This window comes from Roseovarius amoyensis (genome assembly GCF_003260265.1).
GTDB classification, from domain to species: domain Bacteria; phylum Pseudomonadota; class Alphaproteobacteria; order Rhodobacterales; family Rhodobacteraceae; genus Roseovarius; species Roseovarius amoyensis.
Genome location: NZ_QITQ01000008.1, coordinates 45,699 through 69,298 on the forward strand (window position 1 = coordinate 45,699; position 23,600 = coordinate 69,298).

Genomic DNA, 23,600 nt, shown 5'->3' on the forward strand with positions numbered 1-23,600 from the left:
GCGTGAGGACTCAGGCCGCTTGCGCGATGTCGCCGTCAGGCTCCGGGGTTTCCGCCGCGGGCTCCGCCTCATCACAGGCGACACCGGCTGTCTGCATCATGGGCGGGCACCAGGCGGCCACGGCAGCGCGCTGCGCGTCCGTGAGCGTGGCGAAGGGCTCGGCGAAGAGCTTGTCACAAAAGGCGACGATCTCCTTCTTGCTCGACGAGGCCAGCGTCACCGCCTCCTGGGCGAGACCCAGATCCTCGCCGAGGATCTTCAGGAGCCAAGCCTTCTTGAAGCGGTTGAAGAGCGCCGCATTCGGCGTCCAGTGGGAGCGGATGTCGGGCATGATCTCGATCTCGAACGCATGCATCAGGCTGTCGCGCTGGCGGTCCCGCGCGAAGCAGGACTGCGTGGTGCTGGCCGTGGCATAGGCCACGAGCTTGGCCTTTTCGCCTGCCTCCAGCGCGCGAAACGCCGCGAACTGATCGGCGGGCGCGCGGGTGTCATCGAGCCAGGAGAGGTCCAGCGCCTCATGCGCCGCCGCCACCTGCTCGAGCGAGGTTGCGTCGATCTCGTCCATCTTGGCATGGCTGCGGTATTCCTTGCGGGCATCGATCTTGATCGCCTGCGTGACACTCATGCCGCTGGCCAGAACGTCGCTCACCAGCTTGAAGAGCGTCAGATCGAGCGTAGCTTCCGGATGCAGCGCCATCGCGGCCCCAAGCGCCATGGCTCGCTCGGTCTTGAGGTCCTCAGCCAGTGAGGCCGGATAGGTGATTTCGCCGGCGTCTGGGGCCTCCTCCCCGGTCGGGCTAGCCGAGGAGCCGCGCGCGCCCTCCTTTTTGACGGTGTCTTCCGGGCGGACGAGGCCAACATGGAGGGTCACCTGCCCGCCCGACCAGGACGCGATTACCCCAGACCGCGCGAGGTCCTCGGCGCTGTAGGCCTCCTGCAGGTCGCGGGCTTCCTCTTCCAAGGCGTCCACGCGCTCGTAAAGCGCGTTGTAGGCACCGTCCTCGAGCCCCTCATCCTCCATCTCGAGCTGCAGTTTCTCAAGCTCGGCGGTGATCTCATCGATGCGCTTTTGCGCAGCCTCATCAGGCTCGATCGGGCCGGGATAAACGCGGCCGTAGTCGGCCATGGTCGCGTAATCATAGCGCACCATCGCATCGGCCCAGGCAAAGCCCAGCCTCATACGGGCCTCTTCGGCAGCGGCACCGAGCTTCTCGAGCAGGATGGTCTCGACCAGAGCCGCATCCTCAAGCACGGAATGCTCATCCAGCAGATCGGCTGCGACGGCACCGCCACGCGCCTCGTAGTCCGCGCGCACGAAAGCCCCGATATCGTCGCTGACCTGCACGCCGCGGGATTTGAGGGCCTGGCGGACCGTATAGGCCTGCAGATAGCCGCCGTCCTTCGTGAGCGCCTCGAAGACCTCGCGCTGCGCCTCCTGGCTTGGATGCTCAGCAAAGGCCTTCATCGTGTCGAGCGTGATCACCTTGCCCCGAGCCGCGGCGCGGATGTCGGGGTGGATCAGGCCATAACGCAACCGGCCTTTCACGGCCGCCACCGTGGTGCCGAAGGTCTTTGCGATCGTCTCGGGCGTTTGGCCATCGACCTCCATCATCCGAGCGAAAGCCTCGAACTCGTCAATGGCGTTCATCGGCGCCTGGGTGACGTTCTCGGCGAGCGACAGCGCCGTGGTGACGTCGCAGTCTTCCGGCACGAGGCGGCAGTCCACCTTGGTCTTCGCCGTGAAGCCCTTGATGGCCTTGTCAGCGACCAGCTCCTTTAGCGCGGCATGCCGCCGGCCACCGGCCAGCACGGCGTATTTGCCGTCGATCTTCTGGACGAGGAGTGGCTGGAGCAGGCCCAGCACAGCGATACTGGCCTTCAGATGCGCGATGTTCTCGGGGTCATAGGTTTCCGGCGCGTTGCTGCGCACATTGGCAGGATGCGGGACCAGATCGCCGATGGCGACGGTGAGAGGGGCAAAGTTCGTGGTCATGGGGTATCCTTCCAGGTGGGTGAGGTGGGGCCCGCGCCTTCACGCGCGTGTCCAATCCCCGGCTTCAGGGATCACCACGACAAAAGGCCCACTTCCGTAATGGGGCGGGCCTCTGTCAAGGGTTTCGGGCAAGTCCAAAATCCCGGCGAAGATCTCATTCCTCACCAAGTTTAAGACACAAATTTAGAAGCTTACTTTTCCTTTTTCACTGCAACCGCACATCAGGACTGAGGGACACCCCCTACCCGGGCTTCGTTCTTCCGTCCGTAGTCAGCCTCATAGCTGCCACTCTATGCCTGGTCCAAATCTGGTCCTGGGTGCCCATCTTTCCCGCGTATTCAGCATTTGCTGATAACTTGCGGGCCTTCGGCATCTCCAGGAACCTCGTCCCGGCAAGGGACCTCGACGTACCTGTCATGAGGCGCAGCTCAACCCTCCGCTCTGAATTGTCCTTGAAGCTTCCCGCTCATGCAGTCGCGCCGGAGTTCTGCGTGTAGCGGAACGGCGTGCCGTCTATCCACATGCGGTGCAAGACGACGCCAATGCGTCGAGCAAGTGCAATCATGGCCCTCTTCGCTCCACGCCTGTGCGCTACTTTAAGTGCCCAAGATTGCAGCCAGTTCGGGGCACCACGGTGCATCAGGATCATCGCTGCCTGATACAACGCGGTTCGAAGCCCGCGATCACCGGCTCGCGTGATTTGTCCAACGATGTCCATCTCTCCGGATTGCGTGCGCCTCGGCGTAAGCCCCGCCCACGGTCCGACATCCTTCGACCGCGCAAAGCGAGTCGGATCATCAATCGCGGATTTGACTGTCAGGGCGACGATCGGACCGACACCCGGCATCGTCATCATCAAACGGCAAACATCGTCGTGTTTTGCCAGACCCGCGATTTTGGCATCCAAGTCAGCCAACTCGGCGCGCAACTGGGAACGCGCGCGCAGAAGAGCCTCAGTCGACGCGGACAGGATCTCATTCTGCTCAACCAGTTCCCTCACCCGGGTCTCGTACCTAATCCGGGTGACATGCCCTAGCTTCATGCCAAAGTTTCGCAGAACACCCCGCATCGAAAGCTCAAGGTTGATGATGGCCTGCTGAATAGACTTGCGCGCCGACAGCAACGCGCGGATTTCCTGGGAGGACACAGATTTGCGGTGCACGGGCCTGTACCAGCCCATTTGAAGCAGGCGCGCAATGCCCTGGGCATCGCGCCTGTCGGTCTTGATCGGCATGGCTTTCAAGGCTGCCTTCACTAATCGTGTTTCCATCATGACCACGTCAAAGCCAGCTTCTTCCATTCCCTTGCTCAGCCATTGGGACAAAGGTCCGGCTTCGAGCCCGATCGCATCGATCGAATATGACAATGACGCTATTGCACGTACCAATGCCTCAGGCTCGCTCGCCGCCTGTAATTCTTCAACGATCCTCCCCTGTGGCCCCAGCACACAAATCGCCGTGCTTGCCAGAGATACATCCAATCCGATAAATACATTCATGTCGTTGCCCTTCTATTCTTAGGAATTGAGGCGCATGGAAACATACGACCTCGTAGACGCGCTGCAGGCGCATCAAGGGCAACGGCACTCCAAATCAAGCTAGCAAACAAGCGAAACGTGTTTGATTCGCCGCAAGCCCCATTACGGCATCTTTCCCTTTGAGGGGTCAGTGGGCCTTCATCGCCTGGGGTATCAGGAGGGGGAGGGGGAGGAGCCCCTTGCCCTTCTACCAGTCGCGCGCCAGCATGATGGTCAGCACGCGGACGGTGGTGGCAGGATTGTCCGGGGTCTCAGCCCCGTAGCGGAAATCCGAATCTGCCTCATAGAGATCAATTTTCCAGAACACGGTCTCTCCCCGGATCTCGACCGCCCCGAAATCGTGCCATCCCTCGGGATCATTCTCAGGCTCGAACGTGGCAAACTCACCGGTGGCCTTCACCGCCTCGGCCATGAAGCCGTCATCGGTCTCCATGAGCGAACGGGTCACATGCATGCGGCCTTGGATGGGCTGCGCGGGCGGCACTCCGAGGCATGCGAGCTTGCGAAACGCGTCGTTCTGCGCCGCGATCACACTCGGATCCGGACGGTCTGGCAGGGGTTGAACGGTCATGGACATGGGGATCTCCTTTGAGAAGTTGAAACACCCTTCCCAAAGCCTGCTTTTTCTTTTCCGCTTGGCGGAAAACCTAGTCCAAACCTGCCCGAACCAAACAGTTTCAATAGTCCGCTCTGCGGGACGGAGCTGCCGTTTGATTTGCCTTCATAAGGGTCCGCTTGTCTGACGTCAGCACCTGTGGGACAGATTTGAGGATTTGAACAACGGAGGATTTCTGGTTCATCGTAACCGTCAAGGAGTGAAGATGAATAAGAAATCCGGAACATCGAAGGACGCAGCCGACAAGCTGGTCAAAAACATCCGTCGCAAGACCCGCCAGACCTACTCGTCTGAGGAAAAGATCCGCATCGTTTTAGCCGGTCTACGCGGCGAGGAGAGCATCTCAGCGCTGTGTCGGCGCGAGGGTATTTCGGAGGCCTGTATTACAGCTGGTCGAAGGAATTCCTGGAAGCTGGGAAACGGCGCCTTTCAGGCGACACGGCGCGTCAGGCGACCTCACCAGAGGTGAAAGAGTTGCGCTCGGAGGCCATGGCTTTGAAAGAATGCGTGGCCGACCTCACCCTGGAAAACCGTCTGCTCAAAAAAAGCATGACAGGGGCTGGGGAGTTCGAGGAATGAGGTATCCAGCATCTGAGAAGCTGGAGATCATCCGCACCGTTGAGGGGTCACATCTGCCCGCCAAACGGACCCTCGACATGCTGGGCATCCCCCGCACCACGTTTTACCGCTGGTATGACCGCTACGTTGAAGGTGGGCTTGATGCCCTGGCGGATCGCTCGCCCCGGCCAAGGTCGGTCTGGAACCGTATTCCGCAAGATCGGCGTGATGACCTGATTGAATTTGCGCTGGAACATGAGGCGCTGACAACGCGGGAACTGGCAGTCAAGTATACCGATGAGAAGCGGTATTTTATCTCTGAATCATCAGCTTACCGGATTCTGAAGGAAGCTGATCTGATCACTGCGCCGGATTATGTGGTGATCAAGGCGGCCGATGAGTTCACCGACAAAACCACCGCCATCAACGAGATGTGGCAGACGGACTTCACCTACTTCAAGATCATCGGTTGGGGCTGGTTCTATCTCAGCACGATCCTGGATGATTACAGCCGCTACATCATTGGCTGGAAACTCTGCACAAACATGCGGGCCGAGGATGTGACGGCGACGATCGAGCTGGCTCTGACAGCGTCAGGGTGCGACCAAGCCGTCGTTCGGCACATGCCACGCCTGCTGAGCGACAATGGGTCCTGTTACATCTCCGGTGATTTGGCCGATTGGCTGGAGGATCATAAAATGGATCACGTTCGCGGCGCACCGTTCCACCCGCAAACCCAGGGCAAAATTGAACGCTGGCATCAAACCATGAAGAACCGAGTTCTGCTGGAAAACTACTACCTGCCCGGCGAACTCGAACGGCAGATTGGTGCCTTCGTCGAGTATTACAACAACGAGCGTTACCACGAGAGCCTGAGCAACGTCACGCCCGCCGACGTCTACTTCGGGCGCCACAAAGCCATTCTGAGGGAAAGGGCGAACATCAAGAAACTGACAATCCGACAGCGACGCTTGCAACATCAAAAACAGGCGGCATAATCAACCACGCAAACGAGCCAGAGCCTCCAATGCTCAAGCCGCTCTGATGTCCCATTTTATATGACGACGGACATGCAACAATCGAGCAATTCCCTGGGCATCGCGCCTATCGGTCTTGATAGGCATGGCTTTCAAGGCGGCCTTCACCAATCGCGTTTCCATCAAGACCACGTCAAATCCGGCCTCTTCGATGCCCTTGCTCAGCCATTGGGACAGTGGTCCGGCTTCGAGCCCGATCGCGTCGACCGCGTACGGCAATGACGCCATCGCACGCACCAGCGCTTCAGGCTCGCTGGCTGCCTCCAACTCCTCAACAACCTTCCCTTGCGGCCCCAGCACACAAATCGCCGTGCTTGCCAGAGATACATCCAATCCGATAAATACATTCATGTCGTTGCCCTTCTATTCTTAGGAATTGAGGCGCATGGAAACATACGACCTCGTAGACGCGCTGCAGGCGCATCAAGGGCAACGGCACTTCAGATCATGCTGACAAACAAGTGAAACGTGCTCGATTCGCCGAAAGCCCCATTACGGCATCTTTAACTTTCCAACCGCCAACCGGACCGCGGAAACTGACAAGGGTCCGACACCACCGCGGTTCCCAAGGACTTCATGCAGTCAGTGCCGGTTGGGGTCCAAGATCGGCAAGGTATATCGGCAACCCCAGCCCGACCGCAGCAGTCTTTGGCATATTATCAATAACTTATCTGATGTTCTCGATCGGCGAAAAACGCACCTACTGCGACTTTTCAGGCCCAAAAATCAGGATTTCCGGCGTTCAGCGCAATGCAGCGTTACGGATTAGCATTGGAAACGAAGGCACAGCGCCTCCTGACAGCTTGAAATTCAGCAATATTGTCGCTATATACCGTCAGTATCACTGTAGGAGCATAGATCATGCACATCACGAACTTTGCTGAAGCTGGGCAATTCGAACCGCGCAAGATTGCCGCGGTGCTACGCACGTCAGCAGAAGAGATCGCATTGACCGTCGGCTTGGGCAAAGACGCGTTGCAGAGGCGAACCCGCATCGGTTCGGACAAGACGCAGCGCCGCCTGCGCGAATTGGTAGAGGTGCTGAACAAAGTCGAGCCCCGCTTCGGCTCGGAACTGATGGCCTATGCATGGTACCGGTCAGAGCCCCTGCCCGGTTTTGATGGCCGGACAGCCATGCAGCTGGTGCAGGAAGGCAAAGCTCAGCAAGTTCTGGATTACATCGATGCGGTCGATGCGGGCATCTTTGCCTGATGCCGCTGAAAGATGGGCGCTACACAGGGCCACTCTATCGCGCCCTGAACCCGGTCTATGCGCGTGAACCTCTGTCCGGACGAGGCGCTGAACTCTATGGAGGGCGCTTTAACGCCAAGGGCACCCCTGCCCTCTACACCTCGCTGGATCCCGCGACCGCTCTTAGAGAAGCCAACCAGGTCGGCAGCCTGCAACCCACGATCCTGGTGTCCTACAAGGCCGACCTTGGGCCTATTTTCGATACCCGCTATCAGGACGGACTTGACCGGTATGGCGCGACCGAGGCGATGCTTGCCGATCCTGCATGGCGCATGAAGATGCTCGATGGTGAATCGGTTCCGACACAGGATTTTGCACGCGCCCTCATGGCGGATCGGTTTGCGGGGATTCTGATCCAAAGTTTTGCGAAGGGCGCTTTGTCATCGGACTTCAACATCGTGTTGTGGGCTTGGACTGGCAATAAGGGTTCTTTGGACGTCGTGGATGACGAAGAGCGGCTGTCGCGAATGTGAGGTGATCGGCTGACATTTTCACGGGGTGCACTTTTCGCATACCGCGCCTGTGACAAGCCTCTTTACGCCGCTGCCAGGGAATAGCTGGTGCTACGTCCACCAGCGTCGTCTTTCTCAAGAGCTCCCAAGTCGATTAGATCGACGATGTCGCGATAGGCTGTGTCTTGTGAGCACTTTTCGATCTTCGCATATTTCGACGTCGTGAGCTTTCCTTCGAACCCATCGAGGAGGCGGTTAAGTATGTCCCGTTGGCGGTCGTTTATGTTGGCCGTTCCGTATTTCTCCCAGAACCGCGCCTTTTGAAACACGGCCTCCAGAATGATCTCTGCGCCATCAAAAGCACGGTCGAGGCAATTGAGGAACCAATTGAGCCAGGCGGTCACATCAAGCCCGCCCTTCTGCGTCGTCTCGAGCATATCATAATAGGCGCTCCGCTCCTGCCGGATTTGGGTCGACATGCTGTAAAACCGCTGTGAACTGCGTTCGGATCGCGCCAACGCCATATCCGCGATCGCACGCGCAATGCGCCCGTTGCCATCGTCGAAGGGGTGGATCGTGACGAACCACAGATGTGCAATTGCGGCATGAACAACGGGATCCGTGTCAGGGACCTGATTGAACCAGGTCAGAAACCGCCCCATCTCTGTATCAAGCCGTGCTGCTCCCGGCGCCTCAAAATGCACGCGTTCACGACCCATAGGTCCTGAAACAACCTCCATAGGGCCGATCCGCCACTGCCCCACGGTAATCCGGGTCATTCCGCTTCGCCCAGTTGGGAAAAGGGCGGCATGCCAGCCGAACAATCGCTCTGCGCCCAGTGGTTGGTCATACGCTTGCGTCGCGTCCAGCATCATCTCGACGACCCCATCGACATGGCGATCAGACGGGATCAGCCCGCCGATTTCGAGCCCCAGCCGTTTTGCGATAGACGACCGAACCTGATCCCTGTCGAGCGTCTCGCCTTCGATCTCGCTGCTCTTGACGACATCGCTAGTGAGAGTTCGCAACATCGCCTCATTGCGAAGATCAAAGCCAAGGCCCTCCATGCGTCCCAAGAGCTTGCCTTGCCGGTGGCGGACAGCGGCAAGTTGTGATAACAGCTTGGCCTTGTCCCAAAAAAATTGCGGCCAATCAGTTAGTTCGTGAATGTAGGTCATATTTTACGCACTCCTTGCGGAGATTATACCGGGCAATCTCCGCAAGACAACAGTATTCGCCGCGCAATATGCGGAGAATACTGGCGCCAATTTCCGCGGACCCCTCTGGACCTCTGAATGTAGGAGAAACTGCTGCCCCATCCCATCATGCCACCTGCCCGCTCAACCGGCCATAGAAACTGCGCTCGAGATGCAGCTCCCCTGCCCCAGCTTTCTGGACAATTCCACGCAGATATCCACCAGGAGATGCGACTTCGCCTGCACAATGCTTTTCGAACGTGAGAACCAGCGCCGCAGTCGCGATTTGCGGCCCAAGTCGGTCCTGCGCGAGGTTCCAGGCGTGTTCAGAAACGCCGATCATCGGCCTCAACTGCCCCACAACACGGTGCAGATCGCCCCAATCCTTCAGATATCCGCCCATATTGCGCGCCCACGACGCAAATTCAGGACAGGCTTGCATGACTGTCGGCAGATCAAGAGCTGCCCCGCGCTTCTTGCGCGTTTCAGCCACCCAATCTTCCAACTCCCTATCAACTCGCTCTTCCGGTGGCGCATTTGGCACCACGCTCGCCGCTTCCTCTTTTTCTGAGGAATTACAGGTTACAGGATTAAGTTGATTTGTAATTAGTATATGAGGTTCGGAAATGACCTCCCTGGGGTCCATTTCTTGAGTCTTCTGAAGCACTTGCTTGGTGGTTTCGGCTGTGTTTTCCACACGCTCATCCGCTCGAACTGCCTTGAGGTACGTGGCCTCTACACGTTCCTGGAGCTCTTTGAACCACGCCAAGAGTCGTTCCAGTGCCTCAGAGGCCGTGTTCCTGCGCGGAAGGCGGTCCAAAAGATCCTCAAAAATGCCTGTGAGCTGCGTCCACGGGCCTCTCAGCGCGCCGCTGAGCGCAGCCTCGATCCGCGCGCGGATCATCCGGCGGGACACAGTGATCTGCCGCTTCAGGCGCTGACAGTGCGCGCGCTCGGCCTGCAGCTCTGCGTGTAGCTGCTGAAACTCTTCTACGCGAGCGGACAGCGGCGACAAATCAAAGCCGTAGGCCTCAATGATACGGCCCTCTGCGTCCCTGTGGCCCCAACGCTTGCCATTGGGGCTGTCTTTGAAGGCGATTACACCTATCTCAGCCAGGCGACGCGCGTGGCGCTTGAGCGCAGAGAGTGAAAAGCCCGTCTGCTCCATCAGATAGGCATTGGAGGCCCAGACGATCGGGCGCTGACCCTCTTCCCAATCTTGCGTCTGCGTGAAGGCCCCAAGCGTATCGAGGAGCATCATATCCCCTGCCTTGAGGCCGATATGCGCACCTACGCGTTTCACGGCGACAAAGGCCTGTGTTTTGGGCACGGCTGATCTTTCACCATCATGTGCGTGCTGTTCAGCAACGGCGAGTCCGGCTGTCGCCTTCCGCCACCCCGAGGATTGGTTGATATTGGACATACCTCCACTGTTCTGAGGCATGCCTGTCTCAGTCGCTCCATGCGGAGCATCATTGAATTTAGTCATTTTGTTTCAGCGACAAAGAAATCCCGTTCGCTCAGAAGCGTTTTCTCTTGTGTGGTGATTCGTTGGCTGCTAGATTCTAGGTGTCTAATCTAAGAATTGCGCTTGCGCAGCAGCCCTCGAAACTCCGGTTTCGGGGGTTTTCTTTGTTTGCCGTTCCTCCTTTCTGCTCGTCCTCAGTTGTCATCCACCGAATTTACATCTGCAAATTCGGCATAGGATTTCTTGATAATCTCTGCGAGATTGCTCTCAAGCCAGGTTGCAAACTCAGCGCTTGTGCCAGACTTCTTCACTGAAAGTGACAGTGTTGCGCGACCAGCTTTGATGGTCACTCCCTCTAAAGGCGTGATCTCCCGAGTTCCGCTCGACGTCTTCGCGCCGCGCTTTGTCGCTTCCTTAATGAGCAATTCAAGGCGCTCGTCTGAATTCGCTGTTGTACTGATCTTAGCCAAGATATCGAGAGCCGCACGTTCAGTGAGCTTTCTGGAGAGAAAGAGATCTGCTAACTCCGTCCACCTCGGTCGCCCGGACTTCGGTGCCGCGCCAATCAGGTCACCTATCTTGACCGGGACATTTTGCGTCACCTTCGTTAGGTGCGACTGACCGGACGCAGAGAGGTTGAGGACCTGCCTAACAGTTGCTCCATCGTGGCCAGCGGCTTGGATAGCCTCGGCGAACCGGGCTTTCTCGTAAAAAGACAGGTTGCGGCGCGCTGCGTTTTCCAATCCTTTCGCCAGCAAAGCCGTAGCATCATCAATGTCTTGGACGTTTGCACGAACCTTTATGCCGAGTTCACGGCAGGCCTTTAAGCGGCGACGCCCGTAAATTGCTTCAAAGCGCCCTTCAGCAACTTTTGACCGTCGGACAAGAATAGGCACTTGCTGACCGCCATCGCGGACGCTGCTTTTTAGTCGTTCGAAGCTCTCGTCGTCGTCTTCGACGTTTACAGCTGTAAACTCTTCAAGCCGGTCTGAGGGCCCCCAATCGTCGATTAGATTTGGATCAATCTCTCGGATAGATGCCAGAGAACCTTGAAGGGCGCCCAAAGCAGGTGCACTGGTCTTCGCCGGTCTCTCTGACTGTGACCCACCGGAACGCGCGATCGTGTTGGCAATTCCAGACATATCGCGAAGAGATTTCCTTGCCATTACTTGCGCCCCCACGATTGATGGATCATCGCTTCCACTTCATGCCCTACCGCATCCATCGAGCCCTTGGCCCGATCATACGTGGCGCGTGTCATCTCTGAACGCACCACTTCATAAATCGACTGCTTGAGCATGGTGGCGTCACTGATTGCTGTGCTCTTCAAGGCAGTCGCCGACATCACCCGGTCTTGAAACAGAGCCCGCATGAAAGAGGTCAGCTGCTGAGAAGGTACGTCCGTTGGTTCGTCTCGGGTGATGAGAAATTTGAAGAAATCATACTGCAGAGTTGCACCAGCATCTTCGATCACGCCCATATACGCCCCAGCAAGTTCGAGAAACTGAGCTGTTGAAGAAACGTCCAACATCGATGGAGTTAGAGGAACGATCAGGGAGCTGCCGGCAGCCATCCCCGCAATGGTCAAGAATCCGAGTTGTGGTGGACTATCCATGAGAACGATATCAAAATCATCCTCGACCTGCGCCAAGGCATTCCGGATGCGCGTAAAGAATGGTTGGTCCGGGTTCGAGTGAACTGCTGATTCCGTCTCAAATTCCGACAATATCAAGCGAGACGGCGCAATCGAGAGCCCCGGAAAGTATGTCGGGACTACGACGTCCGCCATGCTGACCGGATCGTCGTAGCGGATCGCATCATAGACAGTCAATCCATCAAACTCGATTTCGGGGCTAATACCACACATTGATGTGAGCGATCCCTGTGGATCCAGATCCAAGGCTAGGACCCGATAACCTCGAAGGGCAAAGTAGTGCGCGAGGTGGATGCTCGTTGTGCTCTTACTGGAACCGCCCTTGAAGTTCATCAGCTGCCAAATCTGCAGTTTCTCCTCACCGGAGCGGCGAGGCATATAACGTCCCTTATTCCGAGAGGTTTTTTCCAGAATTTCACGGGCGTCCCAAATTTCTTGGGCTGTGTAGTAGCGCCTGCCACCCCGGATATCTTCAGGCTCCGGGATTGTCCCTTCAGCGTGGACCTTTCGCATGAACTGCCCGGACACGCCCAAGAGCTCAGCGGTCTCTGGTGCCGAAAAAGAACGTAGCGTTTTTGAATTGTCTGGGGCAAAAGCAGAGAGTAGATGCTCCCTGATGGCAGCGTTGAGCCGTTCGGATATCTCCGCTGCAAGGGCCGATGGGCGCTCATTTGACAATGGTGTCACAGGAATCATCTGGTTGCCTCAATTTCCAAAATGTGGCCTTTTTCGCGCCACTTGAGGATAAAAGCAGCGATTCACGCGACTAAGTCAAGATTTTTCCTCTATTTAGTGTCTGTGAAGGTCGTTGGGGACTATATCCGCGAGCGCAATCTAGACCGAGTTTACAGCTGTAAACGTAGTGACCACAAATATCTCTACCCTATCCTACGCTCTGCCGTGCAACTCAGACCTAGAATTGGTCTTGGCGATCAGTGTCGAGACGCAGCACCCAAATGTGGTGATTTCGATCTTTCCGCCCTCCGTCGTCGATCTATTCGTTCATTGGTTGCCGCGTGATACACAGCAACCAGTTAGCTGTCCGAACATGAACCGCGCCGGACACGAGGCGCCGCGGGGAAGGGGAGGGGAAGTGCGAAAACCGACAAGGAAGGGACGACGGCTGCGACATGGCACTCATGCGACCTACCCAAATCGGGAGGCAAACCGAGGGCGAAAGTCGCTGTCCACGAACGGCTGCCATCCTTTCGGTGATATTGCAGAGTAGCGGAAGCCCACTCTTGGACTAAGTCTAATACACATCGGCAAGCGCCTAACGGGAAAAACTGTGCTGCGCCAGGTGCAGATGCGGTTAATACCTTGGGCGAACCAAAGCTTGCCTTTTGATGGCTTTGGATATACTTGATTTGATGTTTATCCACACCGGAGAGGACAAGATGCAAGTTGCCAAATGGGGAAACTCCCTCGCCGTCCGGCTGCCTGCCGATCTTGTGCGCGAACTTGGTCTTAAAGAGGGTGACCAAATCGATCTGATAAAGGACGACGGTACTTTGCTTGTACAGCGCCAACCTCGCGCCGATGAAGTCCTGCAAGGGCTAAGGCGGTTTCGCGGAAAGCTATCCAAGGAAGCACGCCTGAGCCGCGACGCTGCGCATGAGCGCTGAATTCGCGGATACAAATGTCGTTCTTTACCTTCTTGACGACGGCCCAAAGGCGGATCGGGCGGAAGACATCCTGGGGCAGGGGCCGCGGATCAGTGTGCAGGTCCTGAACGAAGCGATGGTCAATTGCCGGAGGAAAGCCGGTCTAAGTTGGGAGGAGACCGGCGTTTTTCTCGCAGGGGTCCAATCCTTGTGTCCAGTCGAGGATCTGTCTGTGCAAACCCATCTTGTGGGCCGAGCTTTGGCAGAAAAGTACCAACTTTCGGTCTATGACGCGATGATTGTGTCGGCCGCCCTTATTGCTGGATGCACGACTTTGTGGAGCGAAGATATGCACGACGGATTGCTGGTTGAAGATCAGTTACGCGTCGTGAATCCATTCACCTGAACAGAAAACGGGCTGCAACCTTGCAATTGTTCCATGAGTTGGAAGATTTGCAAGGTTGTGTTTATTGCTCGCACTTCAGCAAGCCCAACTTCTCCGCGCGTTCCAGCAGCATCCTCACGGACGACGGCTGCCAACTTGTCCGTCCGCGTGGTGTGCGCTCACGCATCGATTCCAGCCGATCGCAGATCGCCACTAGCGTGATGTCCGGGTCCGCGCCCTTGATGGCAGCGACGATCGCGGGCAGGCGGTCGTCGGTTTCGCGACGTCCGGCGCGGTCCAGAACCTCGGCGGGCAGGAACCCGTCGCGCACATAGGCTTTCACGGCGCGCAGCAGGCGGCTTTGCGTCCAGCGACGATCATGGGGCAGGGGGCCGTTGATGATCCGCAACAGGTCTTCCCAGGCCATATCCGGTCGCAAGCGGCGCACATGGGGCACCCAATCCTGCGCGGTCTCGTTGAGGCGCTCCATGTAGCCGTCCTGTCGCGCCAGCCGCACCTTGCGCAGCGCAGCGGGATCCTTGGCGCGTAGCCCAGGATTGCCACCAACGCGCCCTTTGGCGCGCGCAGAGGCAAGCCCGGCCTTTGTGCGCTCACGTATCAGTGCGCGCTCGAACTCGGCCGCGGCGCCCAGAACCTGCAGCGTGAACTTGCCTTGTGGCGATGCCGTGTCGATGGGGTCCTGGAGAGAACGGAAGAAAGCCCCTTTGGCCTCCAGACGTTCGATCACCTCCAGCAAGTGCGACAGAGACCGTGCAAGCCGGTCGATCCGAACGACAACCAGCGTGTCGCCGCTCTGGACGCGTTCGAGCACGCGGGCAAGTACTGGCCGCGCACGATTGCCGCCTGAGGCGTGTTCTTCAAAGATCTCTACGCAACCCGCAGATTGAAGGGCCTCAGACTGGGGCAGGGGGGTCTGATCCTCTGTGGAAACGCGCGCGTAGCCTATCAATGGCATCAAAACAGTCTTTTTGCAGTTTCATATAGCGCCAATAAACGACCGTTTGTAAACAGATGCAAGGGCGCCTCCAGTGGTGCTGCCCATCAAAAACCCCTTGGTTTTCATACGCTGAGCGCGATCAGAGAGATATCGCAGACCACCGCGCGCGCGTGCTATATAGGGTGGGCAGGGGCACCCTGACAAAACACTTGGGTAATATGCAAAAGTGCCGTATTTTGCACATATGAAGCCTCAAGTATCTACGCAGTATCATAGTTTTGACGATCCTCTAGTGGATGCGGAGGGGCTTGAAGAGACGTCTGAGGACGACCTGTGGTTCCTGCCCGGTCCGATGGAAGTGGAGCCGGATTATCTGCCGCCCGGATCGAGGGCACAGCTGCCTGAAACCGCAGTCCTCGACGATTGGCGGAAGGCAGAGGCAGGCAATGCCGCCCATCTCGCCCGTGTGGCTGGCCGGATTGGCGCGCTGGATGACCGTCTGCACCGTGGCCCAAAGGGCTGGCGGCACAGGCTCGCGCTGATGGAGGCGGCAGACCTCAGCTGGTTTGTGGGTGACCGAATTGGCCCGGATCGGCTGGCGCTTTGGATATCCATGCGCTTGTCCGGGGTGCAGGACGACACCGCAGCGCTCGCGCGTATCGGATGGGCGGTGCGCCGTCTTACAGGCGGTCCCGGTCCAGAAGTGGACCTATCCGCTTTCCTCGATCGCCGTGACCCTGAAAACATGGCTAATGAAGCCGAGCCCTTTGCGGATCGCGCGGTCGGTTGGCTTGACCTGATGGCGCAAGCCGCCGACCTGCATTCGATCACACGCGCCTGCATGGGGTTTCACCTCTGGAACCTTGCGGGCCTCGGGCAACAGGGCGACCGGATGGAAGCGGCGGTTACCGCCGCACGCATTGCCGCGAGCGAAGGCCCGAATTTGAATGGGGGTGCTATCTTTGCGCCTCTGGCTATGCGCGGGGCTGGGGGGCTGCGCGCCAGCGGCCCACCTGCTGAGCGCTTGGAGCGTTGGCTCGAGGGAATGGAAACAGCATGCCTGACCGCGATGCGGCACCTCGACGATATCCAGGCATGGTCAGCGCGGGCGGACAACATGATGGCACCGCTCTCTGGCAAGACACCACCAGCATTGCGCGCGGTGCTGACAGAATGGCCCGTCGTCTCCGCTCCAATGGCCGAGACCCTGACCGGTGCCAGCCGCGCCGCCGTCCAGCGCAACCTTGCTTGGATGGAAACGCGCGACCTGATCCGCGAGGTGACCGGAAAGGGGCGTTTCCGCATGTGGCGGGCGATGCCATGAATCACCTCTAAAGAAGCACTAGTTTTGGTGCGTAACATCTGTTGATAGTTCAACGGAGGCGCTGAATCGTGACAGAACGAAAATACGAGACAGTCGATTTCGACGCGCGGCTCAGCAATAGTAGTCAGATGGATTTGCAGTGTTTTCACCTATCTGTGGGATCCTCTAGTCGCTCTAGCCTCAAATTCTTCATTTCGAAATCACGAAAGAATAAGTCTCTTGGGCGCACAAACTGGGGCACGAAAATTGCGATCTCCCCGTGGACAGACGGGGTCAGTTTATAGAGTTGGGCGACCGCCCCATGAAGCCGAAACAGCCGATCACCGCTCAGATCTTGATCAATGCCGCCGTCGCGTACATGAAGGCGATGCCGCCCAGAAACCCGACCAGTACGGCTGGTGACATCAGCGCCGCCTGCCTGTCGGCGTTTTGACGTACAAGGTAGGCGCTGACCTCGACCATGACTTGCAGGATCGCACCCGCTCCGACGGCGAGTGCCAGTGCCGACCATTGCGGCGCATAGGCAAGGCTGCCCGCCCACATTCCGAGGATGGCCGGGCCACCGGCGAGCAGGGTCAGGGCGGCAAACGTCCAAAGCGTTGGCCGGGCACGAAGCATCGGGGCGGCGATGCCGATGCCCTCGGTGACATTGTGCAAGGCAAAGCCTAGGACGAGGAAAGTTCCAAGCCCCGCCGACCCGGCGGCGAATGCGCCGCCGATTGCCAGCCCTTCGCCCAAGTTGTGAAGCCCGATCCCGAGGGCAATGTAGAACGCAAGCGCGATGCCTTCCGGATTGCCGCGCCAGCGCCCGATAGCCATCAATAGAAGAAAGCTTGTAAGCGCCGCCAGCCAGACCATGGCAGAACCTTGGAATATCGCGGCCGCTTCTGCCGATAGCTCCAGTGCCTCGGATATGGTGTCGATCAGCAGGAAGGCCAGCAACCCGACCGTCAGCGCCAGCAGAAAGTTCATCCCCCTTTGCCCGACGCCCTTCATGGCCGGATAGAACATCAGGCCAAGCGCTACCGGCAAAAGGCCGACGATCGCCCCGATCACCGCCTGGAGCCGAAGTTGCCCCCAGGTGGGACTTGGCGTCGAAACTGCAACCGCGATCTCGTGCCCAAAGGTCGCGCCTGTGTTCGTCAGCAGATTGACATGATGGGCCTCGCCAAGGACCCACGGATAGGGAATGCGCAGCCAGACCGCATCGCCGCGGGCAATCGGCCCCGCCGGTTCCTGCGTGAAGGTCCAGTATGCATCATCCACGGCAACCTGCGCGACCACCATCGCTTCCGATCCGCCGGCGCGCACCCTGAGCGATATCCCCGACCCATCGAGGATCGTCCGTTCGACGGTCAGCGCCTCGACCGGGGGGGCGCCATTGTTGAAGCCGCGCAAGGGATCGAGCGAGGCGATCCAGACAAAGGCGCCCAGCATGACGGCCAGCGGCACGAGGACGAGAAGCAGGCGGGTCATTGGCGGGCGGCTGCGTTGGATATGATCGGTCATGCTCCGGCCTCTCGCACGTCGAAAAATCCCATCCAGCCAAGTTCGGTGAACTCGGCCTGGTGCGCATGGAACATATACATCCCGTCCTCGTGATCGGCGAAGCTGAACTCGAGGATGCCGCGCTGCGCCTGACACTGCATGATCACATCGACCGTGCGTAGGGTCGGCGTGAGCTGGGTGCCGGTGTCGTAATAGTCGAAGAAATTCCCATGCAGGTGGAACGAGTTGATCGGATCGAACTCGGTCGCGTTCATGAGGTAGATGCGCACCGGGCGCGACTTGTCGATCCGGATCGGCGCGTTCATGTAAGCTTGGCCGACCGTGTTTACGGCATAGACCTCGTTCTCACCATCGAAATTGGTGTCAAAGCCGTTCATCACCATCGCCAGTTCCTGCCATTCGGCGTTTTCCGGGCTGCCCAGCACACGCGACGCCGCAACGGCCGCAAATTCGGGGTGGCGCGCCGGATCCGGATCGACCACGAAAAGGCCGTACATGCCCTTGTGCATGTGCCGTTTCAGTGGCAGGGCATGGCAATGGTAGAGGTGGCAGCCGAAGGGCTTGGCATCGAATTCGTAAACGAACTCCTCGCCCGGATCGATCAGCCCGGCGCCTTGAACGCCGTCCATCCGCGCCGAGTGAATGCCGTGAAAATGCATGGAATGCGGGTGTGACCCGAGGTTGCGAAAGACGATCCTCAGCCGGTCGCCCTCTTTCGCTCGCAGGGCGGGGCCTGGCACGCGACCGTTGAACGTCCAGGCGGGAAAGAATACGCCGGGAGCGATCTCGATCTCCGCGTCGATGGCGTCCACCTCGAACGTTCGCAACGTGCGCCCATCCGGCAGGACTTCGGTGCGACCGGTCTCCCAGTCGGTCAGCATGGCCGTCGGGTCGAACCCGTTCCGGGCGTGGTCGACCTGGCCGACCATCGTCATGTTGCCATGCGCCATGCCACTGTCATGGGCCGAATACGGATCGACCGCCCCGCCGGACATCGCATGCCCCGCCATCGGGTCGGGCGTTGCCTGGGATTGCGCGCGGCTCGCGGCCACGGCCGCTCCGCCGGCAGCCACCAGACCGCTGACCAACAACGCGCGTCGCGACGCCGATACTGGCTCCGTGACCATCGCAGGTGGCGCTGTGGGCCGAGATGTCTCCACGGCGGACGACACATCGCGCCCTCGCTTGCTGGTATCGACAGGCATGGACGATGTCCCCTCAGATGACACGCAGGCCAAAGTCCCGGCGCAAAAAGTTAGCTTCGGCTAATAATCATCGCTTAGGCTTTACGAGTCAATCCCGATCGTGCGAGGGTGACGGCATGACGGATGATGAGAACCTTGACTCAAACGAGGCAGAGGCACGTGCGGTCGAATCCCGCGCCGAGGCCTTCATCGGTGTGCGCGAAGCGCGGCGCAGCGAAGTGGCGGAAGATTATGTCGAACTGATCGCCGAACTCATCCACGAGAACGGCGAGGCCCGGCCGGTCGATATTGCGACACGCATGGGCGTGACCGCGCCAACAGTCGCCAAGACGCTTGGCCGTCTGGCGCGGGACGGCTTGATCACCCGTGCGAAGTATCGCTCGGTATTTCTGACCGAGGAAGGCCGGGCGCTCGCCAAGGAATGCAGGCACCGCCACGAGATCGTCTTGCGGTTTCTCCTGAGCCTCGGGCTCGACCCCGAGACGGCTGAACGCGATGCCGAAGGCATCGAGCACCATGTCAGCGAACGGACGCTTGCGCTGTTCGCGGCGTTTTCCCAGCGGTCATAGTCGGGTGGTTGCCGTTGAAGTAAGCGGGTTGACCTTAGACTTTAACTTACCAATCGAGGGGTCCTCGAGGCAATGTTCTACAAACAGGCTGATAGGCGGTGTTAACCATTCTCCGGACGGACTTATTCCAAAGCTTCTGTGACGGGGATGCCAAGGGCGGTGTAGCTGTTGACGACTGCTAAGCGGAACTGAAGCTTCGCACCATGGCGGCCAAAGTCCGACGCGATGAGCGGCTGGCCAAGCAGTTTCACACATTGCATCTTCGTCTCGGCGCGGCTTCGGCGGGGATATCCGCTCCATTGCCGCCAGAGCGCACAGCCCAGATACTGCGATGCCCGTATGGCCTAATTACGAGCCGCCGCTACAGCTATGATCTCCATCCAAGCTTTGCGTTCTTACGGGGCGAAATAACGGAATGAGAGCCGGAGCCAGAGATGGCATCGTAGCATTTGCGAGTGGCGTAAGTTCCGTGTGCCGTGACGCTCCCGATCTCATGGTCGCGATATCGAAGCCGCTGTGCCTAAATTTCCAGACAATCTGCGATTTCACGAAGTGTCGCTGCGCAACTTCGGACCAGGTATCGTGCGAGCAGTTTTCTCCTCCCAAGCAAACTGGAAACTGCCAGGATCGCATGTTTGCTCACGAAAATTTGCCCTTGAACCTCTAGCCACTAGAAGTCCTATCTATTCAATGAGAACACATACCGTTCTTGCCATCAATCGCCGGCGGGAACCGAAAGGGTACAAAATGCTGACAAGACGACACTTCATTCAGACAACAACGGCGCTTTTTTCGGTGACCGGTCCCGGTATGGCTTTTGCCGACACTTGGCCCACCGAGGCTCAGAAGGCTGAATGGGACGCACAGGTGACGCCTCAGGATTATGTTGCCGAGACTTCCAACCCATGGGGATTGCACCCGCGGTTCCTGCCGCAACGTGTCGTCGCGAAGGCCGGGCTCGTGCCGGGAGATATTCATGTCGATGCGGTCGCGCGATATCTCTACCACATTGAAGAGGGTGGAACCGCGATGCGCTACGGCGTGGCCATCGCGCGGGGGAACCTCTACGAGCCGGGTGTCTATATCATCAAGCGCAAGGTCAGGTGGCCGCACTGGCAACCGACACAGAGCATGATCAATCGCGACCCCGAACTTTATGCTGACATTGCCGATGGCATGGAACCCGGACCGGAAAACGCGCTTGGATCAAGGGCGCTGTATCTCTACGTCGGGGATCGCGATACCCTTCTGCGCATCCATGGCACTCCGAGCCCACGGAGTATCGGTGGCCGCGCAAGTTCGGGCTGCGTACGGATGGTTATGGCCCATATCAATGACCTTTACCCGAACGTCGAAACCGGCTCTACGGCCTATCTTTACTCGGCAGAGGACAGCGTCACTGCCCGCAGCTAAGCCAAGCAGCGGTCGGCAAACGTAGCTAAGTTTCGCGAGGGGTGCAGATACGATTGCCGTTCGCCGTGCGCAGCGGCAGCAAGGTCGTTTCAACGGGGCCGCTGTGTTCGTACCAGTAGCACCCGTCTTCCGGCACCAAGCGCGCGGTTGCAACATCCTGATCCGGGGCAGCCATCGCGATCACGGCTTCGGGAACGTTGCCCGGCTGGTCTGCCGCGTCGCCCGGCCCAGTCGGCTGGACTGCGCACCCGGCCGTAAGCGACAGCGCCACTGCGACCATCATTTTTTGCTTCAGCATCAAAACCCGCATCAAGCTTCCTTTCATGTCTGTTTTTCTTTGCAGCGGCTGTTCATGCCTCAAGGCGTGATGGAGCCGGTCACCGCATCCTCTAGCAATAAATCAAACTGAAATACCACCGTATTTTGCTCTTGAAGCTCTAGCTACTGTAGGGGCTATGTCATGGTAAAGCACCCGAATCCAGAGGTCCGTTCATGCCGTCCGACACCCATCGTCACGACCACGATCACGCCGAAGATGCCCAGACAAGCGGCGGCAGCTGCTGCGGGAGCGCCGGAGCGTGCGGCGACACCGTTCCGGCGACCCCCGCGCCAGCGGGCGGGCGCAGTTTTCAGGTGTCCGGCCTCGATTGCGCCGAGGAGGTAGCAATCCTGAACAAGGTGGTCGGCCCGAAGATCGGCGGGGCCGAACATCTTGCGTTCGACGTGATCAATGGACGGATGACTATTCTCGACAGCGCCAAGAGTGTATCGGACGGCGAAATTGCAGAACTGGTCGCAAGCACCGGCATGACCGCCAAGCCTTGGGATGCCGAAAACGCGTCGGTCGACCAGGCGGCCCATCTTGCACGCCAGCGGCTGTTTACGGCGCTCAGCGGCGGCTTCTGGGCCGCGGGATTTCTGTGGCACATCATCGAGACCGGCATGGGGGGGGCACTCGGCCTCTTCGCAGGGCACGGCGAAGCGCCGATGCCACTGGTCGAGGCAGGGTTATTCGCGGTTGCGATCCTGTTCGGTGTTTGGCTCGTGGCGCCCAAGGCATGGTCGTCCGCACGGCGGCTGTCGCCCGACATGAACCTGCTCATGGTCGTCGCAGTCGCGGGTGCAATTGGCCTCGGCGAATTTTTCGAGGCGGCGACGGTTGCGTTCTTCTTCTCGCTCTCGCTTTTCCTCGAAAGCTGGAGCGTCGGGCGTGCGAGGAATGCGGTTTCAGCTCTGCTGGACCTGGCGCCGCCGACGGCAAGAATTCTTTATGATGACGGTTCGGAAGCGGACGTACCGGCTTCCGCGGTTGCTATCAACGCACGTTTCGTCGTGCGCGGCGGAGACCGCATCCCATTGGATGGTGAGGTTGTCGATGGGGCAGGGGCCGTCGATCAGGCGCCAATCACCGGAGAGAGTGCGCTGGTTCCAAAGGAACGGGGCGACGAAGTCTATGCCGGTACGATCAACGGCGAAGGCACACTGACGGTGCGCGCCACGAAGGCCGCCTCGGACACCGTGTTGGCCAAGATTATCCGCATGGTCGGCGACGCCCATGCCCGCCGCGCGCCGGTGGAGCAGTGGGTGGCGAAATTCGCCCGCATCTATACGCCTATCGTCATGGCTCTCGCCATTGCAATTGCCCTGCTGCCGCCGCTCATTTTCGGTGGGGCCTGGGATTATTGGTTCTACAATGCACTCGTGCTGCTGGTGATCGCCTGCCCGTGTGCTCTGGTCATCTCGACACCGGTCTCCATCGTCGCCGCACTCACCGCCTCAGCGCGGGCCGGAGTGCTGATCAAGGGAGGTGCATATGTTGAGGCACCGGGCAAGACCACTGCATTGGCCATGGACAAGACCGGCACGATCACCATGGGCGAGCCCGAGGTGGCGGCGGTGCATCCGCTGGGCAAAGCATCGGCGCAAGATCTGATGACCCTCGCCGCTGGGCTGGAGGCACGTTCCTCGCATCCCTTGGCGCGTGCCATTCTCGCGCGGGCAGAAGCCGACGGCATCAATGTGTCCGCCGCGGAAGATACCCGAACCGTTCCCGGTAGGGGACTTGAAGGACGCACAGACGGCCGGTCGATCTGGCTAGGGTCCGACCGGTTTGCCGAGGAGAAGGGTTTCGGCGACGCCATTCCGAAGGATTTGCGCGACCGCATCGAAGGGGCTGGCAGCACCCTTGTTGCCGTGGGCGACGACACCGGCGTGACCGGCATCCTGGAATTGCGCGACCGTATCCGCCCCGACGCCAAGGGCATCGTGGCACAGCTCCACGCGCAGGGCGTGAAGACCATCGTCATGTTGACGGGCGACAACGAGCGGACAGCGCGCGCCGTTGCAGCCGAGGTCGGCATCGACGAGGTCCGTGCCGAGCTTCTGCCCGAAGACAAGGTGACTGCCATCGAAGAACTGGTCGAAACGCATGACATGGTGGCCATGATCGGCGACGGGGTGAACGACGCCCCCGCCATGGCGCGCGCGCATTACGCCATCGCGATGGGTGCTGTTGGTTCGGACGCGGCAATCGAGACGGCGGATATTGCCCTGATGACCGACGACCTCGGTAAGGTGCCTTGGCTGATCGGTCATTCGCGCCGGACAATGTCGATTATCCATCAGAACATCGGTATTTCCTTGGCGACCAAGGGCGTTTTCGTCGTCGCTACTGCGTTCGGAGTGGCATCGATGTGGGGCGCTATTGCAGCCGACGTAGGAGTGTCATTGCTGGTGGTGGCCAACGCCCTGCGCCTGCTTAACAGCCAAGAGGCCAAGGCGCCGCCGTCCGGCGGTGAACAGGTTGGTCCACAGATGGTTCGGGGAGCACTCGCCCAAGATCACTAAAAATGCCTCCTGAGAGGGGCTGGG

The 23,600-nt window shown here is 59.0% G+C and carries 19 protein-coding genes and 3 pseudogenes; 9 read left to right on the top strand and 13 right to left on the bottom strand.

Annotated features, from left to right (window positions below; translation table 11 throughout):
- Positions 1–10 precede the first annotated feature (10 nt).
- The 3 genes from DL899_RS08905 to DL899_RS08915 form a co-directional block, all read right to left on the bottom strand.
- A complete protein-coding gene (locus DL899_RS08905; protein WP_111733967.1) occupies positions 11–1,993 on the bottom strand; it encodes a ParB/RepB/Spo0J family partition protein in 1,983 nt (660 codons plus the stop codon).
- Between the two features lie 466 nt (positions 1,994–2,459).
- Complete coding sequence (locus tag DL899_RS08910) at positions 2,460–3,491, bottom strand: IS110 family RNA-guided transposase (RefSeq protein WP_111733970.1); 1,032 nt, start codon at positions 3,489–3,491, stop codon at positions 2,460–2,462.
- Positions 3,492–3,717: 226 nt separating this feature from the next.
- The gene (locus DL899_RS08915; protein ID WP_111733971.1) at positions 3,718–4,107 is read right to left on the bottom strand and encodes a DUF3768 domain-containing protein; all 390 of its coding nucleotides are present in this window, start codon (positions 4,105–4,107) and stop codon (positions 3,718–3,720) included.
- Positions 4,108–4,351: 244 nt separating this feature from the next.
- Between DL899_RS08915 and DL899_RS08920 the strand changes: the two are divergent.
- Positions 4,352–5,702 (top strand): annotated as a pseudogene (locus DL899_RS08920) (IS3 family transposase).
- 69 nt (positions 5,703–5,771) lie between these two features.
- Here the strand turns inward: DL899_RS08920 and DL899_RS08925 are convergent.
- A pseudogene (locus tag DL899_RS08925) lies at positions 5,772–6,092 on the bottom strand (IS110 family transposase); the annotation flags it as partial.
- A 510-nt stretch (positions 6,093–6,602) separates the two neighbouring features.
- Here DL899_RS08925 and DL899_RS08930 point away from each other — a divergent pair.
- Both DL899_RS08930 and DL899_RS08935 read left to right on the top strand, forming a co-directional pair.
- Entirely contained in the window at positions 6,603–6,953 is a 351-nt protein-coding gene (locus tag DL899_RS08930; protein ID WP_111733975.1) for an MbcA/ParS/Xre antitoxin family protein, read from the top strand.
- Positions 6,953–7,465 (top strand): RES family NAD+ phosphorylase, encoded by a 513-nt coding sequence (locus tag DL899_RS08935; RefSeq protein WP_111733977.1) that lies wholly within the window; start codon positions 6,953–6,955, stop codon positions 7,463–7,465. Before DL899_RS08930 ends, DL899_RS08935 begins: the two co-directional genes overlap by 1 nt.
- Positions 7,466–7,527: 62 nt before the next feature.
- Here the strand turns inward: DL899_RS08935 and DL899_RS08940 are convergent, their stop codons facing one another.
- The 4 genes from DL899_RS08940 to repA form a co-directional block, all read right to left on the bottom strand.
- Positions 7,528–8,622: a Fic family protein gene (locus tag DL899_RS08940; RefSeq protein WP_111733979.1), complete on the bottom strand. Its 1,095-nt coding sequence runs from the start codon at positions 8,620–8,622 to the stop codon at positions 7,528–7,530.
- A gap of 145 nt (positions 8,623–8,767) precedes the next feature.
- Complete coding sequence (gene repC, locus DL899_RS08945) at positions 8,768–10,063, bottom strand: plasmid replication protein RepC (protein WP_111733981.1); 1,296 nt, start codon at positions 10,061–10,063, stop codon at positions 8,768–8,770.
- Positions 10,064–10,302: 239 nt separating this feature from the next.
- Entirely contained in the window at positions 10,303–11,274 is a 972-nt protein-coding gene (gene repB, locus DL899_RS08950) for a plasmid partitioning protein RepB (RefSeq protein WP_111733983.1), read from the bottom strand.
- Positions 11,274–12,458: a plasmid partitioning protein RepA gene (repA, locus tag DL899_RS08955; protein ID WP_111733985.1), complete on the bottom strand. Its 1,185-nt coding sequence runs from the start codon at positions 12,456–12,458 to the stop codon at positions 11,274–11,276. The genes repB and repA overlap by 1 nt, the downstream gene beginning before the upstream one ends.
- A gap of 701 nt (positions 12,459–13,159) precedes the next feature.
- Between repA and DL899_RS08960 the strand changes: the two genes are divergently transcribed.
- Both DL899_RS08960 and DL899_RS08965 read left to right on the top strand, forming a co-directional pair.
- Positions 13,160–13,387: an AbrB/MazE/SpoVT family DNA-binding domain-containing protein gene (locus tag DL899_RS08960; RefSeq protein WP_089423659.1), complete on the top strand. Its 228-nt coding sequence runs from the start codon at positions 13,160–13,162 to the stop codon at positions 13,385–13,387.
- Entirely contained in the window at positions 13,377–13,772 is a 396-nt protein-coding gene (locus DL899_RS08965) for a PIN domain-containing protein (RefSeq protein ID WP_111733987.1), read from the top strand. The genes DL899_RS08960 and DL899_RS08965 overlap by 11 nt, the downstream gene beginning before the upstream one ends.
- Positions 13,773–13,833: 61 nt before the next feature.
- On the opposite strand, the gene DL899_RS08970 is transcribed toward DL899_RS08965, so the two are convergent.
- A complete protein-coding gene (locus tag DL899_RS08970; protein ID WP_111733989.1) occupies positions 13,834–14,727 on the bottom strand; it encodes a recombinase family protein in 894 nt (297 codons plus the stop codon).
- A 226-nt stretch (positions 14,728–14,953) separates the two neighbouring features.
- Between DL899_RS08970 and DL899_RS08975 the strand changes: the two genes are divergently transcribed.
- The gene (locus tag DL899_RS08975; RefSeq protein ID WP_111733991.1) at positions 14,954–16,033 is read left to right on the top strand and encodes a hypothetical protein; all 1,080 of its coding nucleotides are present in this window, start codon (positions 14,954–14,956) and stop codon (positions 16,031–16,033) included.
- A gap of 327 nt (positions 16,034–16,360) precedes the next feature.
- Here DL899_RS08975 and DL899_RS08980 read toward each other — a convergent pair whose 3' ends face one another.
- The gene (locus DL899_RS08980; protein ID WP_111733993.1) at positions 16,361–17,542 is read right to left on the bottom strand and encodes a ZIP family metal transporter; all 1,182 of its coding nucleotides are present in this window, start codon (positions 17,540–17,542) and stop codon (positions 16,361–16,363) included.
- A complete protein-coding gene (locus tag DL899_RS08985) occupies positions 17,539–18,594 on the bottom strand; it encodes a multicopper oxidase domain-containing protein (protein WP_239494654.1) in 1,056 nt (351 codons plus the stop codon). The genes DL899_RS08980 and DL899_RS08985 overlap by 4 nt, the downstream gene beginning before the upstream one ends.
- Positions 18,595–18,863: 269 nt before the next feature.
- On the opposite strand from DL899_RS08985, the gene mntR reads away from it, so the two are divergent.
- Entirely contained in the window at positions 18,864–19,316 is a 453-nt protein-coding gene (mntR, locus tag DL899_RS08990; protein ID WP_111733997.1) for a manganese-binding transcriptional regulator MntR, read from the top strand.
- Positions 19,317–19,438: 122 nt separating this feature from the next.
- Here mntR and DL899_RS19850 read toward each other — a convergent pair.
- Positions 19,439–19,815 (bottom strand): annotated as a pseudogene (locus tag DL899_RS19850) (transposase); the annotation flags it as partial.
- Positions 19,816–20,063: 248 nt separating this feature from the next.
- On the opposite strand from DL899_RS19850, the gene DL899_RS08995 reads away from it, so the two are divergent.
- A complete protein-coding gene (locus DL899_RS08995; RefSeq protein WP_111733999.1) occupies positions 20,064–20,729 on the top strand; it encodes a L,D-transpeptidase in 666 nt (221 codons plus the stop codon).
- Positions 20,730–20,754: 25 nt separating this feature from the next.
- Here DL899_RS08995 and DL899_RS09000 read toward each other — a convergent pair whose 3' ends face one another.
- On the bottom strand, positions 20,755–21,039 hold the full coding sequence (locus DL899_RS09000) for a hypothetical protein (protein ID WP_111734107.1): 285 nt from the start codon (positions 21,037–21,039) through the stop codon (positions 20,755–20,757).
- A 182-nt stretch (positions 21,040–21,221) separates the two neighbouring features.
- On the opposite strand from DL899_RS09000, the gene DL899_RS09005 reads away from it, so the two are divergent.
- Positions 21,222–23,576 (top strand): heavy metal translocating P-type ATPase, encoded by a 2,355-nt coding sequence (locus tag DL899_RS09005; protein ID WP_111734001.1) that lies wholly within the window; start codon positions 21,222–21,224, stop codon positions 23,574–23,576.
- Positions 23,577–23,600: the final 24 nt, after the last annotated feature.

Excerpts from the sequence above, each read along its gene's own strand:
- DL899_RS08905 (WP_111733967.1), bottom strand. The coding sequence starts at position 1,993 with ATGACCACGAACTTTGCCCCTCTCACCGTCGCCATCGGCGATCTGGTC.
- DL899_RS08910 (WP_111733970.1), bottom strand. The coding sequence starts at position 3,491 with ATGAATGTATTTATCGGATTGGATGTATCTCTGGCAAGCACGGCGATT.
- DL899_RS08915 (WP_111733971.1), bottom strand. The coding sequence starts at position 4,107 with ATGTCCATGACCGTTCAACCCCTGCCAGACCGTCCGGATCCGAGTGTG.
- DL899_RS08930 (WP_111733975.1), top strand. The coding sequence starts at position 6,603 with ATGCACATCACGAACTTTGCTGAAGCTGGGCAATTCGAACCGCGCAAG.
- DL899_RS08935 (WP_111733977.1), top strand. The coding sequence starts at position 6,953 with ATGCCGCTGAAAGATGGGCGCTACACAGGGCCACTCTATCGCGCCCTG.
- DL899_RS08940 (WP_111733979.1), bottom strand. The coding sequence starts at position 8,622 with ATGACCTACATTCACGAACTAACTGATTGGCCGCAATTTTTTTGGGAC.
- repC (WP_111733981.1), bottom strand. The coding sequence starts at position 10,063 with ATGTCCAATATCAACCAATCCTCGGGGTGGCGGAAGGCGACAGCCGGA.
- repB (WP_111733983.1), bottom strand. The coding sequence starts at position 11,274 with ATGGCAAGGAAATCTCTTCGCGATATGTCTGGAATTGCCAACACGATC.
- repA (WP_111733985.1), bottom strand. The coding sequence starts at position 12,458 with ATGATTCCTGTGACACCATTGTCAAATGAGCGCCCATCGGCCCTTGCA.
- DL899_RS08960 (WP_089423659.1), top strand. The coding sequence starts at position 13,160 with ATGCAAGTTGCCAAATGGGGAAACTCCCTCGCCGTCCGGCTGCCTGCC.
- DL899_RS08965 (WP_111733987.1), top strand. The coding sequence starts at position 13,377 with ATGAGCGCTGAATTCGCGGATACAAATGTCGTTCTTTACCTTCTTGAC.
- DL899_RS08970 (WP_111733989.1), bottom strand. The coding sequence starts at position 14,727 with ATGCCATTGATAGGCTACGCGCGCGTTTCCACAGAGGATCAGACCCCC.
- DL899_RS08975 (WP_111733991.1), top strand. The coding sequence starts at position 14,954 with ATGAAGCCTCAAGTATCTACGCAGTATCATAGTTTTGACGATCCTCTA.
- DL899_RS08980 (WP_111733993.1), bottom strand. The coding sequence starts at position 17,542 with ATGACCGATCATATCCAACGCAGCCGCCCGCCAATGACCCGCCTGCTT.
- mntR (WP_111733997.1), top strand. The coding sequence starts at position 18,864 with ATGACGGATGATGAGAACCTTGACTCAAACGAGGCAGAGGCACGTGCG.
- DL899_RS08995 (WP_111733999.1), top strand. The coding sequence starts at position 20,064 with ATGCTGACAAGACGACACTTCATTCAGACAACAACGGCGCTTTTTTCG.
- DL899_RS09000 (WP_111734107.1), bottom strand. The coding sequence starts at position 21,039 with ATGCGGGTTTTGATGCTGAAGCAAAAAATGATGGTCGCAGTGGCGCTG.
- DL899_RS09005 (WP_111734001.1), top strand. The coding sequence starts at position 21,222 with ATGCCGTCCGACACCCATCGTCACGACCACGATCACGCCGAAGATGCC.